At 55.0% G+C, this 15,443-nt stretch carries 14 protein-coding genes; 4 read left to right on the top strand and 10 right to left on the bottom strand.

Annotated elements, in window-relative coordinates:
* Positions 1–34: 34 nt before the first annotated feature.
* Both AC06ND_RS10255 and AC06ND_RS10250 read right to left on the bottom strand, forming a co-directional pair.
* Positions 35–1,045 carry an alpha/beta hydrolase fold domain-containing protein gene (locus tag AC06ND_RS10255; RefSeq protein ID WP_475678885.1) on the bottom strand — a complete coding sequence of 337 codons (1,011 nt, stop codon included), beginning with the start codon at positions 1,043–1,045 and terminating at the stop codon, positions 35–37.
* A 22-nt stretch (positions 1,046–1,067) separates the two neighbouring features.
* Complete coding sequence (locus AC06ND_RS10250) at positions 1,068–1,796, bottom strand: ThuA domain-containing protein (protein WP_475678884.1); 729 nt, start codon at positions 1,794–1,796, stop codon at positions 1,068–1,070.
* A 661-nt stretch (positions 1,797–2,457) separates the two neighbouring features.
* Between AC06ND_RS10250 and AC06ND_RS10245 the strand changes: the two genes are divergently transcribed.
* Complete coding sequence (locus AC06ND_RS10245; RefSeq protein ID WP_475678883.1) at positions 2,458–4,482, top strand: M13 family metallopeptidase; 2,025 nt, start codon at positions 2,458–2,460, stop codon at positions 4,480–4,482.
* Positions 4,483–4,486: 4 nt separating this feature from the next.
* On the opposite strand, the gene AC06ND_RS10240 is transcribed toward AC06ND_RS10245, so the two are convergent.
* A complete protein-coding gene (locus AC06ND_RS10240; RefSeq protein WP_475678882.1) occupies positions 4,487–5,620 on the bottom strand; it encodes a phosphatase PAP2 family protein in 1,134 nt (377 codons plus the stop codon).
* Positions 5,621–5,661: 41 nt separating this feature from the next.
* Between AC06ND_RS10240 and AC06ND_RS10235 the strand changes: the two genes are divergently transcribed.
* Complete coding sequence (locus AC06ND_RS10235; protein WP_475678881.1) at positions 5,662–5,871, top strand: hypothetical protein; 210 nt, start codon at positions 5,662–5,664, stop codon at positions 5,869–5,871.
* Here the strand turns inward: AC06ND_RS10235 and AC06ND_RS10230 are convergent, their stop codons facing one another.
* Together AC06ND_RS10230 and AC06ND_RS10225 are read right to left on the bottom strand one after the other, a co-directional pair.
* Positions 5,872–6,372, bottom strand: coding sequence for a DUF4251 domain-containing protein (locus tag AC06ND_RS10230; RefSeq protein WP_475678880.1), 501 nt, complete (start codon positions 6,370–6,372; stop codon positions 5,872–5,874).
* Between the two features lie 36 nt (positions 6,373–6,408).
* Positions 6,409–7,179 carry a ComF family protein gene (locus AC06ND_RS10225; RefSeq protein WP_475678879.1) on the bottom strand — a complete coding sequence of 257 codons (771 nt, stop codon included), beginning with the start codon at positions 7,177–7,179 and terminating at the stop codon, positions 6,409–6,411.
* A gap of 81 nt (positions 7,180–7,260) precedes the next feature.
* Between AC06ND_RS10225 and AC06ND_RS10220 the strand changes: the two genes are divergently transcribed.
* Positions 7,261–8,271: an aspartate-semialdehyde dehydrogenase gene (locus tag AC06ND_RS10220; RefSeq protein WP_475678878.1), complete on the top strand. Its 1,011-nt coding sequence runs from the start codon at positions 7,261–7,263 to the stop codon at positions 8,269–8,271.
* 7 nt (positions 8,272–8,278) lie between these two features.
* Positions 8,279–9,304 (top strand): homoserine O-acetyltransferase family protein, encoded by a 1,026-nt coding sequence (locus AC06ND_RS10215; protein ID WP_475678877.1) that lies wholly within the window; start codon positions 8,279–8,281, stop codon positions 9,302–9,304.
* Positions 9,305–9,532: 228 nt separating this feature from the next.
* Here the strand turns inward: AC06ND_RS10215 and AC06ND_RS10210 are convergent, their stop codons facing one another.
* The 5 genes from AC06ND_RS10210 to AC06ND_RS10190 all read right to left on the bottom strand — a co-directional run.
* A complete protein-coding gene (locus AC06ND_RS10210; RefSeq protein WP_475678876.1) occupies positions 9,533–10,672 on the bottom strand; it encodes an ATP-binding protein in 1,140 nt (379 codons plus the stop codon).
* A 138-nt stretch (positions 10,673–10,810) separates the two neighbouring features.
* Positions 10,811–12,064: an adenosylhomocysteinase gene (locus AC06ND_RS10205; protein ID WP_475678875.1), complete on the bottom strand. Its 1,254-nt coding sequence runs from the start codon at positions 12,062–12,064 to the stop codon at positions 10,811–10,813.
* Positions 12,065–12,076: 12 nt separating this feature from the next.
* Positions 12,077–12,811, bottom strand: coding sequence for a C40 family peptidase (locus AC06ND_RS10200; protein WP_475678874.1), 735 nt, complete (start codon positions 12,809–12,811; stop codon positions 12,077–12,079).
* A gap of 7 nt (positions 12,812–12,818) precedes the next feature.
* Positions 12,819–14,291 carry a rod shape-determining protein RodA gene (rodA, locus tag AC06ND_RS10195; protein ID WP_475678873.1) on the bottom strand — a complete coding sequence of 491 codons (1,473 nt, stop codon included), beginning with the start codon at positions 14,289–14,291 and terminating at the stop codon, positions 12,819–12,821.
* 1 nt (position 14,292) lies between these two features.
* Positions 14,293–15,443 (bottom strand): penicillin-binding transpeptidase domain-containing protein (locus AC06ND_RS10190; RefSeq protein WP_475678872.1); only part of this gene is annotated, 1,151 nt, incomplete at its 5' end.

Below are 15,443 nucleotides of genomic sequence, written 5' to 3'. Positions count from 1 at the left end.
CTGGGTGTCGCTTATTCTTTCTAGGTATCTGACTCTACTCTTTCTCCTGCGGGAAAAGTATGCGCAGGATGAATGACTTGATGGCAGCTGCGGACTCGCGGCCGAGGTTGCCGTGAGGCGCTCTGTCGTTCAGCAGGATCTCAGCCTCTACTCCGGCGTCGTAGAGCGCCTGATACATCTTCAGCGCCTGTGCTGACGGCACTCTGATGTCCCTCTGTCCGTTGATGATGAGGATAGGAGGGTCGTCAGGACTAACATGGTAGAGAGGGCTTCCTGCCTTCACGAGTGCATATTCCTGAGGGAATCTTTTCGGGTTCTTGCTTACCGTTCCGAGGTTGCATTCCTCGGTGGTGAGGCCGAAGAGCTGTGAGCGGCTTGAGTTCGGAGCCTCCACGAGATCGTACACCTGGGCATCGGTGCGACCGAGGTCAGGGCGTGCATAGAGGTCTGATGCGAGGGTGAGGAAGTCGGTCATGCCGTAGCAGTCCACGCATCCTATCACGTCGCTGTCAACCTCGAGGTTGCCACCTATCGTGCCTTCCATCTCTTCTTCACCGTTGGATACGGCAGCGAGCAGGGCCATCTGGGATCCGGCTGATTCGCCCATGGTCATTATACGCTGCGGATCGATGCCATAGGTCTCGGCATTTGCCTTGAGGAAGCGAATAGCTGCCTTCACGTCGTGTATCTGCGCAGGGAAGATCGCCTCTCCCGAGAAGCGGTAGGTCGCTGCCGCCACCGTCACGCCGCACTCGCGGAGCTCCATGAGCGCCTGTATCTGTTCGCCACCGGCGGTGTCGAGCTTATTGTCACCTGATACCCACGCACCGCCATGCACGAAGAGCACGACAGGCTGAGGCTCCTCGCCGACGCCCTTCCAGATGTTGATGTTGAGGGTCTTGGTACCGCCGTTCACGGTCGGAGCCTCTGCGAATTCCACGTTCTTGTACACGGCCGGCTCTGCAGCCTCCTGGACGGGCTGCTGCGCGCACGATGCCAGCGCTGCTGCCGACACCATCGCAAGTATGATATTGCTGCTTTTCATTTCTTTCTAGCTTGTTTTTTTGTTATTTACCGGCGGCCCAGAGTATGCCTCGCTTCATGATTTCGTATGCCTCCGGCACCTCGAAGTCGGATACGACATGGCACAGGGATGAGTAGAACACTCGTCCTTCGCCGTACTGGGTCTTCCATGCGACAGGCATCACGTGTCCGTCGATCCATGAGGCGTGGTCGCCGTTGAAGGTGGTCGTCGCGAGGACCTTGACGTTGGGGTCCACGTGCATGTAGTACTGCTCCGATACCATGTGGAAGTCCTTCAGACCCTTGGTCACAGGGTCCTTGTGGTCGGTGATGTTCACGTCATATTCGATGACGCCGCCAGGGTGTGCGACCCACTGGCCACCTACCATGAACTGGAATTCGGTGTTGTTCCTGAATGAATCTCCGATTCCGCCGTGCCATCCGGCAATCGGCGTTCCGCTCTTCACCGCGTTGAGGAGGCCTCTCTCCTGTGCCGGTGTGATTCGGCCCATGGTCCATGCCTGAATGATGAGGTCCACGTCGGCCATGAGTTCGGCGTCGGTGTATACGTCAAGGCTTTCGGAAGAGGTGACGGTCGCGCCCTGGGACTCGAGCCACGGAAGAAGGAGCTCATGGCAAGGCGCCGGGTCATGTCCGTCCCAACCTCCATATACATAGAGGACGTGCTTGCCCTCGAGGGTGCCTTCCGGCTCATACTCGCTCTGGCATGCTACGGCAGCGGCGCAGAGAAGGAAGAATAGGTACTTTTTCATAGTCGGTGTCAGTATATTGGCTTAAACAGTACACAAATGTAGAGCCTTTTTGTCGTAAATGTTTGAAATCCCACGCTTTTTTGTCAGTTGCAGTGGTGATTAGGTATTTGATTAGATAATCGGGGTGCCAAAACTGTTTTTCTCCCCCAATCTACGGGCAAAGTCACATTTTGGGGGACTGAAAGGCGTTTTTTAACCCCATTAACAATGAAATCCATAAGTGTGTCGATAATCAACAACTTATGGATTTCATATGTGCCCCGGACGAGACTCGAACTCGTACAGCCTTGCGGGCCAAGGGATTTTCATGCTACTCTCGCTTTTGCACGAGCCATCTCGGAGAGATGTTGTAGTCTGGACTATTTCATCACCATGCTGTCGTTTAGGTGTCTTCCGTATAGTCTCTACGCCATTTACGCATGTCTGCGATTTAGTGAGCCATCGCCAACTCCCGTATCGCTACGGGATAGGTTTCTGTTTGTTAGGAAGATTCTACGTCTGGGGTTTCCCCTCAGCGCACTCAAGTGATTCCTCGGAATCCTATAAGTCCCTCGTGTCTACCATTCCACCACCAGGGCGTGATGTGGATGCAAAGATAAGATAAAAAATTTTACCTTTGTGCCGCGTTTGAAAAATGCGACGAATTATTGAATTAAACGATATGAAAAAGACTATCATCCTTATGGCAGTTACCATGATCGCAGCGGCAGGCTGCGGCAACGGACAGCCTGAGAGCGAGGTGGTTCCGGCTATCAATCTCGACAACCTGGAGACCTCGATCGCCCCAGGCGAGAATTTCTATGACTATGCGACCCTCGGATGGAGAAGGGCTAACCCTCTCAAGCCGGAGTACTCACGCTACGGTGCCTTCGACGTGCTCGCAGAGAACAACGAGATCCGTCTCAACGAGCTCTTCCAGGGGCTCACAAAGAGCAAGGCGGCGATGGGAACCGACGAGCAGAAGCTCGCTGACCTCTACACCATGGGCCTTGATTCACTCCGTCTCAATGCTGAAGGTGCAGCTCCAGTTAAGCCTTACCTTGCAGAGCTCGAGAGCGTGACCGACCTCGTGTCCTTCGCCAAGGCATCGGGCCAGATGGCCGTATACGGAGGAGGTTCAATCTACGGTACCTATGTGGAGACCGACATGATGGACAGCAACAGCCAGATTCTCTACATCGGCGAGAGCGGCCTTGCGATGCGCAACCGCGACTACTATCTCCTTCCTGAGCACGCAGCCCTCCGCGAAGGCTACAAGGCCTTCCTCGAGAAGGTCTTCACACTCGCAGGCGAGAGCGATGCCGCGCAGAAGGCCCAGGACGCGTTCGACGTCGAGATGGCCATCGCCGGCCCATACTGGTCTATGGTACAGCAGCGCGACATCGAGGCTCAGTACAATCCGATGAGCTCGGCTGATCTTTTCGCAGCTTATCCTAACCTTCACCTCGACGTGTTCTTCGCTGAGCTCGGAATCGCTCCTCAGCAGAAGCTCGTGGTCGAGCAGCCTTCATACCTCGCAGCCATCAACAAGATGTTCACCGACGCTGATGCTGCGAAGCTCCGTCACTATCTCCAGGCGAATGTACTTCGCGGCGCTTGCGGAGAGATCAGCGACGACTTCTATGATGCATACTTCGATTTCTTCTCACGCCAGATGGCCGGCACCCAGGAGCAGAAGCCACGCTGGAAGAGGGCGATGGCAACTCCTAACAGCGTCCTCGGCGAGGCTGTCGGCAAGATGTATGTCGCAAAGTACTTCCCAGAGAAGGACAAGGAGCGCATGCTCCAGATCGTGAAGAACATCCAGGCATCTCTGGGCGAGCATGTCGCTGCCCTCGACTGGATGAGCGACGAGACCAAGGCCAAGGCACAGGAGAAGCTCTCGAGCTTCACCATCAAGATCGGATATCCTGACACATGGAAGGACTATTCTTCACTCGTGATCGATCCGGAGCTCAGCTACTACGAGAACCTCCGCGCCGTATCGAAGTGGTACACCGAGGACAACCTCAAGGAACTCGGCAAGCCTGTGGACAAGGCGAAGTGGGGAATGAGCCCTCAGACCGTCAATGCATACTACAACCCTACCACCAACGAGATCTGCTTCCCCGCAGGTATACTCCAGCCTCCTTTCTACAACTCGAATGCTGACGACGCTGTCAACTACGGCGCGATCGGCGTCGTGATCAGCCATGAGATGACCCACGGTTTCGATGACCAGGGCCGCCTCTTCGACAAGGACGGAAACATGAACAACTGGTGGACTGCAGAGGACGCAGCCGCGTTCGAGGTCCGTGCTCAGAAGCTTGTGGACCAGTTCAACGAGGTTGAGGTTCTCCCGGGCATGAAGGCTAACGGCGAGGCAACCCTCGGCGAGAACATCGCAGACCACGGCGGTCTCCGTATCGCTTTCACCGCGATGGAGAACTCATGGAACGGCAAGCACCCAGAGCCTATCGACGGCTTCACCGCAGAGCAGCGCTTCTATCTCGCGTATGCGACCCTCTGGGCACAGAACATCACCGATCAGGAGATCACCCGCCGCACCCTTACCGACGTACATTCTCTCGGATGCAACCGTGTGAACGTGTCAGTCCGCAACCTTGATACCTTCTTCAAGGCATTCGACATCAAGGAAGGTGATGCGATGTATCGTCCTGAGGAGGAGCGCGTGACTATCTGGTAGGAATCTACCAGTAGAAAGCAGCGTTGAAACCGAGAAGGATGGAGTTCAGGAAAGGTTTCCCGACAGACTCGGGGCGGGATGCATAGGAGAAGGTCTCCCATTCTGCGATACCCCTGATCTTGAAATTGTTCCCGGTGATGAAATTCAGTGAAGTGGCGGCGGAAATATCTATTCCGCTGCCATTTTTATGTCCGGCATAGCCGATCAGGGCCTCTGCCTGGAACTCGACGAATCTGTTGAACTCACGTGCCCAATAGAGGCCGACCTGGCCCGAATAGACATTGAACGACCTCTCATCCTTGAAAAGAAGCGAGCCCATCCCCGCGCGCAGCGCTACTCCCGAGCCCTCGAGTATAGGAATCTCCGCGGTGAAGTCCATCCCGCTGCCTCGGTAAGGCATCTCGGAGTTCTGCTTGGCCTCCTTGGAGGCAAGTATGAACCTGCGCGCATATCCCAGCTGGAGGCTGTAGTAGCGGTTGTCGGTGCTGCAGTAATCGAACTCCGGCTTCTCGTACCCGCCCATCAGGTGCCTGTCCTTGAAGATGAGGTCTGTGAGGAAATATCCGAGTTCAGTGGCACCTATTCCGATCAGCGCACCCGCAAAGGTGTCGCTGGCCCAGTGCTTGTCGTTGAAGACTCTCGAGACGGAGGTCAGTGTCGCCACCGAATATCCGGCGAAACCCCACCATGGGCTTCTCCACCCGTATTCATGGTTGAGCATGCTGGCCGCCATGAATGCTGTCGCAGTGTGCCCGGAAGGGAAGGAATTGGCTCTAGATCCGTCCGGCCTCATCCTCTTCACCGAGTATTTGAGACCGTTCACGCCTCCGGCCATGATCGCAGCCGAGAATGCGTCGGAAACGAGCATCCTACCCCAGTCGCTGCGTCCCTTGTAGCCGAAGGCCTTGAGACCGACCATGAGCACGGCGGGGGAGTACTGGAGATAGTCGTCGACCTTGGTCCTGTACCCGGGGAAGGCATCGTTCCTCATGGTCTGGATATCCCTGTCGAAGGACACCCTCACCTTCTGCGGCTCGCCGGAAGGCTCCTGGGTGACCTGTGCCGATGCCACTGGTCCTGAGAGCAGGATGCCCGTCATTACCAGCAGAAGCGAAAGTAGTCGTCTCTGTTTTTCCATGGCTTGTCTTATTCTGAGTAAATGTGCTAAATTTGCACATCATGAAGATACGCGAACTCGATTCCTTGTCGTTCCTCTACGATCCCGACCATTTCTCCTGGCTCAGGAGACATGTGATGAACCGTACGTGCAAGAAGGAGATCCGCGCTGCGATGAGGTCCGGCGAGAACGTGCAGGTCGCCAACGACGTGGTCGCGGAGCAGCTGCACCGGTACTATCGTGTACCTTACGATAGGATCACGATACTCTAGCTATTCTTCGATGCTGGTCCTCAGGTTGCCCTGATACCTCATTGAAGACTTGTACGCGTTGTTGCAGTCGATTGAAGCTGATCCGTTGTCCCAGATTTCGATAGTCACTTCCCAGATGTCGCTGCCGGATTCCGCATCGAATCGTATCCTGGCTGGAGTGTCCTTTTTCCTCTGTCCGCTGACCTTTGCCTTGATAGGGTAATCTTCGAACTCAATTCCTGAAGGGCCGCCGAATGACGCGATGGTACTGGTCCCTCTGAATGGGAGGTATGACGTGACCTTTCCATCACGGATCTCAAGATAATATTCACCAAAGGACTGGATCGCCGGACCGACCAGAGGAAGCACGGTGTCCACGTCGATCCTGAAGTCCATTTCTGATACGCTCTTGCTGACACTCTCTGCCAAGGCCTTCTCCTCTTCAGGAGACGTGGTGCCGAAAAGGATTCCGCAAGAAGTCACGAGTATGCTGATAACAGCGATGAAAAGTGCTTTTTTCATGATCATAATCTTTGAGTTGTACAAATATACGAAAAGCTATTGACCGACGTATCCCAAAGTTGCGATGCTGATCCTTGTCTGGGCTCCGAATGCTTCGCGCAGCGCCTTTCGCGACTCGTTGAGTGTCGATCCGGTGGTGAATACGTCATCGACGAGGAGCACATGCCGCACTCCGCGGTGCTTCTCTGCAGTCCTTCGGTTCAGGACGAAAGCCCCTGCGACGTTCTTGGTCTTCTCGCTCACGCTCAGGTGCGTCTGGGTCTTGGTCCTTCTCCTGCGCCGGAGGATATGGGGTTCGAAGCCGGCTCCGAGCTCTTCGGAGAGCACTTCTGCGATGATGGCTGCCTGATTGTAGCCCCTTCTGTAATATCGGCTCCAATGCAGCGGCACCGGCACGACGAGGTCTACGTCCGAGTACAGCTCCGAGCCTGCGAGCTTCTCCGCGAGCTGCTTTGCCGCCCACCTGCCCATCCCGACGTTGCCATGGTACTTGAGCTGGCGCGTTATCTCCCTGAATTCTGAGCCGCTCTTGTAGAAGAACAGGGCCGCCGCGTGGGAGTAGGGCTCATATACGAATTCCTCGGAGTCCTCGAGATCTCGTTGGATAAGGGCATTGAACTTGTCGGCCATCTCATTGGTCGCCATGTTCCAGTTGTATGTCAGAGGAATGTCTGCGGCACAGGACGAGCAGAGATGACGCTCTTCCACCGCCAGAGTCCTGCCGCAGACCGCGCAGGTCCTTGGCAGCAGCAGATCAACCATCGCACTTATGCTTCCCCACAAATCCATCGGAACAAATATATGCATATCCGCGATAGAAAATCAAGGAATTTCATTATTTTCGCGTTTCAATCCGAAATTTGCGAATTTTAAAACGACTTTGACAATATGAAAGTTGCAATCGTAGGCGCAAGCGGCGCCGTAGGCCAGGAATTCCTTCGTGTCCTCGATGAGAGGAACTTCCCCATTGACGAGCTTCTCCTTTTCGGCAGCTCAAGGAGCGCTGGCCGCAAGTACACCTTCCGTGGTAAGGAAATAGAAGTAAAGCTTCTCCAGCATAATGACGATTTCAAGGGCGTGGACGTTGCGTTCACCAGCGCCGGCGGTTCGACCAGCAAGGAGTTTGCCGAGACCATCACCAAGCACGGTGCGATCATGATCGACAACTCGAGCGCGTTCAGGATGGACGAGGACGTTCCTCTCGTCGTGCCTGAGTGCAATCCGGATGATGCCCTCGTGCGTCCTCGCAATATCATCGCGAACCCTAACTGCACCACCATCATGATGGTAGTGGCGCTCCAGGCTTTGGAGAACATAAGCCACATCAAGCGCGTCCACATCAGCAGCTACCAGGCTGCCAGCGGCGCAGGTGCCGCAGCAATGGCGGAGCTCTACGAGCAGTATCGCCAGGTACTCGCAGGCGAGAAGCCTACCGTGGACAAGTTCGCTTATCAGCTTGCCTTCAACGTGATCCCACAGATCGACGTCTTCACCGACAACGGCTACACCAAGGAGGAGATGAAGATGTACAACGAGACCAGGAAGATCATGCATACCGACTGCGCAGTCAGCGCAATGTGCGTACGCGTGCCTAGCCTTCGCTGCCACAGCGAGTCAGTCTGGGCCGAGACCGAGGAGCCGGTAAGCGTCGAGGCTTTCAAGGAGGCTGTCCGCAACGGCAAGGGCCTCCAGCTCGAGGACGATCCTGCCAACAAGGTATATCCTATGCCTCTCTTCCATGAGAACTGCGACGACGTGTTCGTAGGTCGCGTGCGCAAGGATCTTGCAAACCCTAACGGCATCACTTTCTGGCTCGTCAGCGACCAGATCAAGAAGGGCGCAGCACTCAATGCAGTCCAGATTGCCGAGGTTCTCATCGAGAAGGGCGAACTCAAGTAGTCATTAGATGATTTCGCATAAGCTTCATACCGCTGAGACTTTCTTTTTCGAGGCCGGAGGTTCGCTTCCCGGCATCACCATAGAGTACCGTACCTCGGAGAGGGAATACCGCAAGGGTGACAAGGTCATCTGGATCTGTCACGCTCTGACCGCTAACTCGGATCCCGAGGATTGGTGGAGCGACCTTACCGGTCCGGGCAAGTTCTTCGACACGGAGAAGTACTTCGTCGTGTGCGTGAACATGCTCACGTCTCCTTACGGTTCCAGTGGCCCCGCTTCGATCAACCCTGAGACAGGCAGACCATATTTCCTGGACTTCCCAAAGGCTACGGTGCGCGACATCGTGAAGACGGAGATACTCGTTCGCGAGCACCTGGGGATCGAGAAGGTCGACCTTCTCATCGGTGGTTCGATTGGAGGATTCCAGGCACTTGAGTGGACTCTCATGGAGCCTGACGTTATCCAGCGTGCGGTCTATGTGGCCACCAGTGCGCGCGTCACTCCTTGGGTGACGGCAGGCCTGGAGTGCCAGAGGATGGCAATCAGGGCGGATCAGAGCTTCGAGGAATGCAAGGACCTCAAGGGTGGCGAGGCTGGACTTCGCTGCGCGAGGGGTCAGGCCCTCATCTCGTATCGCAGCTTCGAGGGATATTGCCTCACCCAGCCGGAGACGGACGTTGACGTCATCTTCGCAGACCGTGCGGCATCCTACGAGCGCTATCAGGGTCTGAAGATCACTAAGCGAAATTTCGACGCATATTCTTACTATTACCTGACCTACGCTGTGGACAGCCACAATGTCGGCAGGAACCGCGGCGGAGTTGCTGCGGCACTCTCGCAGATCAAGGCCAAGACCAAGGTCATCGCGATCGACAGCGACTGTCTCTTCCCTATAGTGGACCAGAAGACTTTCGCAGAGATGATCCCAGGATGTGAGTACCATGTCATGACTTCCGCTTTCGGCCATGACGGCTTCCTCCTCGAGTATCCTCAGCTCAGAGAGATCCTCGCTCCGGTGCTGGAAAGTCTCTAGTCTCTTCACCGCTTCGCACATAACCTGCTGATTCTCAGCTGAAATACATACGGACGGCTCCCCTTTCCGGGGGAGCCGTCTTTTCGGTATAGTGCTTATAGACAGCGTGTTGCAAATGTGGCTGTCCATGGACCTCGCTATGTTGTATGAGGGCAAGTGGCCTATTCTCCGTAGAGATAGTGGCGCTGCTCCGGGGTGAGAGTGTCGATCTCGTAGCTATATTGGGGATTAGAATATTTCCCCACCCCACAACATCTTCAAGAAATCCGTAACGTAGACAAGTTCTACATCTCCAGTAATCCTGGTTATAGGGTCAAGAGACACGAGAATCAGGCGACAATCTGGGTGTTCATCCTTGAATGCCTTAAGTCCGGATTTGTGTTTGGCCTTGACCTGTTCGCATGATTTGATTTCAATTGCAACCTTGGCATCACCTATTACGGCATCCACTTCCTGGTGGGTGTAAGTGTGCCAGTATGATATCTCCTCCCTGCGTTTATTATATCCCTTGTAGGCGATGATCTCCTGCATGACATAGTGCTCGAATGCAAGCCCATAATCATCGCTTCCGCGTTTCAGGTCATGTCTGCCCATCAGGTAGTTGGCTAATCCTACGTCGAAATAATAGAATTTCGGAGCTTGCACGATCTGTCGTTTGATAACCTTCCTGTAAGCTGGAATCTCATAACCCAACAGTGTATCATAAAGAATCTGGAAGTAGGCTTTGACTGTCTTTGCTGATACTCCGCAGTCTGTCGCAATATTGGAATAGTTTAGCATCTCTCCATCTGAGATGGCTGCAACTTCCATGAATCTTTCAAATGCATCGATGTCCTGTACCGCCGCTTCCTCGCGGATTTCTTCTTTGATGTATATGTCTACATATGCTTCAAGACGGTCTGTGGCATCATTAACAAGATAGTGACGTGGAATCATGCCGTTTTGAACAGCTTTATCCAATTGAAAGTCCGTCACCTCGGGCCACACCAATGGGTACAGGGTACGTGGTTGTGCACGTCCGCCCAGTGTATTGGCACCTGACTTCTTGAGCTTTCTGGCACTTGAACCGCTCAGAATGAACCGCAGTCCCTTCTTTGCCATTAGCCAATGTACAAGGTCTAGCAGTTCCGGAACCTTCTGAATCTCATCTACTATGACCAGAGTTCCTTCTGGCTTGGACGACAGTGCTTCCTTAAATGACTCCGGGTTTCTCTTGAAGCTCTTGCGGATGCTGGGGATAAGAAGGTCATAGTAAATCGCGTCCTCAAACTCACTTTGAAGGAGTGTCGACTTGCCAACTTGACGTGCTCCAAACAGGAACATAGCCTCGTCCAATTGACTTTTGATATCAAATATTCTCTTGTACATAAGTTGTGAATTTGTGGTATGTATTCCTTATTTTCTATTGAAATTCGGGAATCGAAGTACAAATTTAGAGATTTTTGGTATCAAAGCAAAATACTTTCAAGAAAGGAAGTCTTACATCAAACCGTACGGCGGCAACGCCTATTCTCCGTAGAGATAGCGGCGCTGCTCCGGGGTGAGAGTGTCGATCTCGTAGCCCCAAGCGGCGAGCTTGCGCCTTGCGACGGCCTCGTCGATCTCGGCAGGAATCTCGTTGACCATCTTGCCGACCTCCCTGCAGATGTCGTCCTTGTGCTGGACGAGGTAGCGGGCGCTGAGAGCCTGGATTGCGAAGGACATGTCCATGATCTCGGCAGGGTGTCCGTCGCCAGCGGCAAGATTGACGAGACGGCCCTCTGCGATGATATAGATCTTCTTGTCATCCTCTAGCACGTAGCTGGTGATGTTCTTCCTGGCAGGCTTGACCTCCTTTGCCATGGCCCTGAGACCGGCAACGTCGACCTCGCAGTCGAAGTGACCGGCGTTGCAGCAGATGGCTCCGTCCTTCATGGCGAGGAAGTCTTCCCTGGTGATTACGGCGTCGCAACCCGTGACAGTTACGAAAATGTCGCCCACGGCTGCGGCCTGGCGCATCTTCATCACCTTGAAGCCGTCCATCACTGCCTCCATCGCCTTCACCGGGTTCACTTCGGTGACTACGACCTCGGCTCCGAGACCCTTTGCGCGCATTGCTACGCCCTTGCCGCACCATCCGTATCCGGCGACTACCACGGTCTTGCCGGCGACGATGAGGTTGGTGGTCCTGTTGATTCCGTCCCATACGGACTGGCCGGTGCCGTACCTGTTGTCGAAGAAATGCTTGCACTCGGCGTTGTTGACGAGCATCATAGGGAACATGAGCTTACCTGCGTCGTTCCTCTGGATGAGCCTGAGGATGCCGGTAGTGGTCTCCTCGCAGCCTCCGATGACGTTAGGGAGAAGCTCCGGAAACTCGCTGTGGATCATGTTCACGAGGTCGCCGCCGTCGTCGATGATGACGTTGGGACCGATCTCGATCACCTTCCTGCAGTGGGCTTCGTACTCTTCCGGAGAGGCGTCGTACCATGCGAAAACGTTGAGCCCGTCATGAACGAGCGCAGCAGCGATATCGTCCTGAGTAGAGAGTGGGTTGCTTCCGGTCACGTACATCTCGGCACCACCGGCAGCGAGTACCTTGCAGAGGTATGCTGTCTTGGCCTCGAGATGGACCGAGAGTGCTACCTTGAGCCCCTTGAAGGGGAGTTCTTCCCTGAATTGCTCCTCGAGTCCGTTGAGGAGTGGCATGTGGTCCTTGACCCATTCTATCTTGAGCTGACCGTCTGGCCAGAGCTCTGCGTTTCTTATCAGACTTGACATATCTTGTGTTTTCTATTTGTCTAAGGGTATGATCCTTCTCGCACCCTTGTAGTGGAGGAGGAAATATCTTTCGTCGCTGCGGGAGATGCTGACTCCCTTGCTGGTGCTGTTCGCGTGGATGAAGGAGAAGTAGCCCCTTTCGTAGTCCACGTCCACTATCATCCCGACATGGCCTATCGTCGCTCCTACAGAACCTCTCGGGCCGCTCCAGAATACCAGGTCACCCTTCTTGAGGTCGGGGATGTCGATGCTCTCGCCGACCTTGAACTGCTCCCTGGAAGTTCGTGGAAGCTTTACTCCGACCTGTCTGTAGACGTACATCATGAATCCCGAGCAGTCAAAGGAGCTTGGGCCCTCAGCGCCCCAAACATAAGGCTTTCCGAGATGTTCCTTCGCTATGTCTGCCGCGAGGTCACCCAGGTAGCTGCCGCTGCTGGGCTCGTATACCGAGCGGAACTTGGTCAGCTCGCTCATCCTGGCGATGAGCCTGTCGCGGGCGACGAGGTCCGAATCCCTGAGCTCGGCCATGGTCTCGGCGTATCTGCGCGTGCCTTCTGCGTCGATGGAGTCGCGCAGTTCCGCGAGGTTTAGTGTCATGGCTATCCTTCGGGGCTGGGTCTCCGCAGGCTGGGTCTGGACGCTTTCCTGAACCTTCTTCCTTCGCTGTGCGTACGCGTCCGGCGCTGTCCACGAAATTGCTGCGAGGACCGTGACCGCTGCCGCGATGGCGCGAATATGAAGTTTCATGCTCATCCTAGAAGTACCTGCTCTCGTTTCTCACCAATGCGATGAATATGCAGAGCATGGTCGTGAAGGTCCACAGGGACGATCCTCCGTAGCTCAGCAGAGGTAACGGGATTCCGATGACAGGCATGAGTCCAATTGTCATGCCGATGTTGATTATCAGGTGCATGAATATACAGCTGGCGACGCAGTATCCGTATATTCGGGTGAAGTTCTCTCGGCTGCCTTCCGCAGCCTTCATTATCCTCCATATCAGGAAGGCGTACAGGAGCACGACGGCGGTGGAGCCGAGGAAGCCCCACTCCTCTCCGACCGTGCAGAAGATGAAGTCGGTGCTCTGCTCTGGCACGAAGCCGTAGGTCGTCTGAGTTCCCTGGAGGAAGCCTTTTCCGAAGAGGCCTCCCGAACCTATGGCTATCATCGACTGCCTTACGTTGTAGCCCACTCCGGCAGGGTCCTCCGTCATTCCGAGAAGCACCTCGATTCTCTTTCGCTGATGGTCCTTGAGGACGCTCTCGAAGATGAACTGTACGGAGAAGGTCATGATGACGCCGGCGACGAGGGCTCCGATGGAGAATACCCTGAACCAGCGGACCTCCCTGAATCCCTTCACGAGATAGGCGATTCCCAGGGGAACCAGCAGTGCGCACAGCACGTATATTGGCTTTATCTTGAGAAGGAGGGTCTCGGGCATGAATCCGTCAGGATCCGTTTCTGCCGCCTTGTTCCAGATGGACGAGTAGACGATAAGGGCGATTGCGATAGGGAAGTAGAGAAGGAACCACTTCTTGAGCTTGCCTGCGCGTATCTCGTTGCAGAGGGTCATCACGATGGTCGCGGTCAAAATCGACGCGAAAGGCGATATCGTAAGGGTCATGATGAACATCAGGATCACCATTCCGATCATGAAGATGAGCCATCCGGTGAGGCCTTCCCTGTAGAGCATGAAGATGAATCCGACGTATACGAGCATCGATCCAGTCTCGTTTTCCAGCAGGATGATGAGCATAGGCACGACCAGAATCAGCACCGTGAGGAGGAAGTCCTTGGTGTTCTTCATCCTGTAGGAGTACCGGCTCATGAAGGCAGACAGCATCAGCGAGGTTGATATCTTCGAGATCTCGGCGGGCTGGAAGCTGACTGGACCTAGCTGGAACCATGATTTCGAACCGTTGACCTCTGTTCCGAGGAAGATGACCGCGACGAGCGCGCCCAGGGTCAGAAGGTACACGGGTATGGCCAGCCCCTCGTATAATCGAGGCGGTATGACGAAGAGTATGAGCGAGCCTATGCCCAGTCCGGTGAGTATCCAGACGAGCTGCTTTCCGCTTCGGCTAGCCCAGCTGAGTATGCTGACGTCGGGGTCATAGGAAGACGAGTACACGTTGAGCCAGCCGACGAACACCAGAATCATGTAGGTGATAATCAGCGACCAGTCTACCGTCTTGACGAATCCACGTCCTTTGTTGTCTCCCTGGATCATACTATCTGGTTCCTATCAGCTTGCTTGTCGTCATCCTGTGCGCAAGGTCAGCCCTCGCTCCCGGCGCTATCTCTCCCGTGAGGTACTTCTCCACCAGCAGTGACGCGATAGGCGCCGCGTAGGTCGCACCGAATCCGCCGTGCTCCACGTACGCTGCTACGGCGATCTTCGGATCGTCCATAGGGGCGAAGCAGATGAACACCGAATTGTCCCTTCCGCGGGGCACCTGCGCCGTACCGGTCTTTCCGCATACGTCGATGCCCGGGATGTGTGCAACCCATGCTGTTCCTCCTGCGCCTGCACCGCTGTTCACGGCGCGCCACATTCCCTTGATCACCTTCTTGAAGTTGGTGGTGTCCACCATCGTGTAGTGCTTCTCCGTGTACTTCTCGTCGATCTCGATGCCTTCGGAGCTCTTGATGATGTGAGGGATGTAGTAATATCCGCGGTTCGCTATGGTTGCGCAGAGGTTAGCGAGGTGGAGAGGGGTACATCCGATCTCACCCTGTCCGATGGAGAGGGAGATGATGGTGTTTGCCCTCCAGTGGTTGCGTCCGTACCTTCGGTTGTAGAGTTCGGCCGTCGGGATGTTTCCTCCGAGCTCGGAAGGGAAGTCGCTGCCGAGCTTCTCTCCGAATCCGAAGCTGTGGACGTATTCGTTCCACTTGTTGAAGGCCTCCTCGATGGAGTCGTATTTCTTGTTCTCGATGATGCTCCTGAGCACATAGCAGTAGTATGCGTTGCAGGACATCATGATGGATTCCTCCATGTTGATAGGCGACTTGTGGGCATGGCAGCCGAGCTTGTTCTTGCTGCCGTAGTGGGAGCCCATCGAGCATGGGTACATGGTCTCGGGCGTGAGCACGCCCTCCTGGAGTCCGATGAGTCCGTTGACGAGCTTGAACACCGAACCCGGAGGATAGGATGCCTGCACGGCGCGGTTGAACATCGGCTTGTACGGGTTCTTGACTATGTCCGAGTAGTGCTTGCCTATGTCTGCGAGCTGGTCCACGTCGATACCCGGGCTGGATACGAGGGTGAGTATCTCTCCCGTCTTTGGCTCTATCGCCACGAGCGAGCCGACCTTTCCGTCCATCAGCTGCTGGCCGAAGTTCTGGAGCTCGGCGTCGATGGTGGTGACGATGTCGTGTC

This window comes from Candidatus Cryptobacteroides sp., from assembly GCF_056207615.1.
This window is presented reverse-complemented; position numbering and strand designations above follow the sequence as displayed.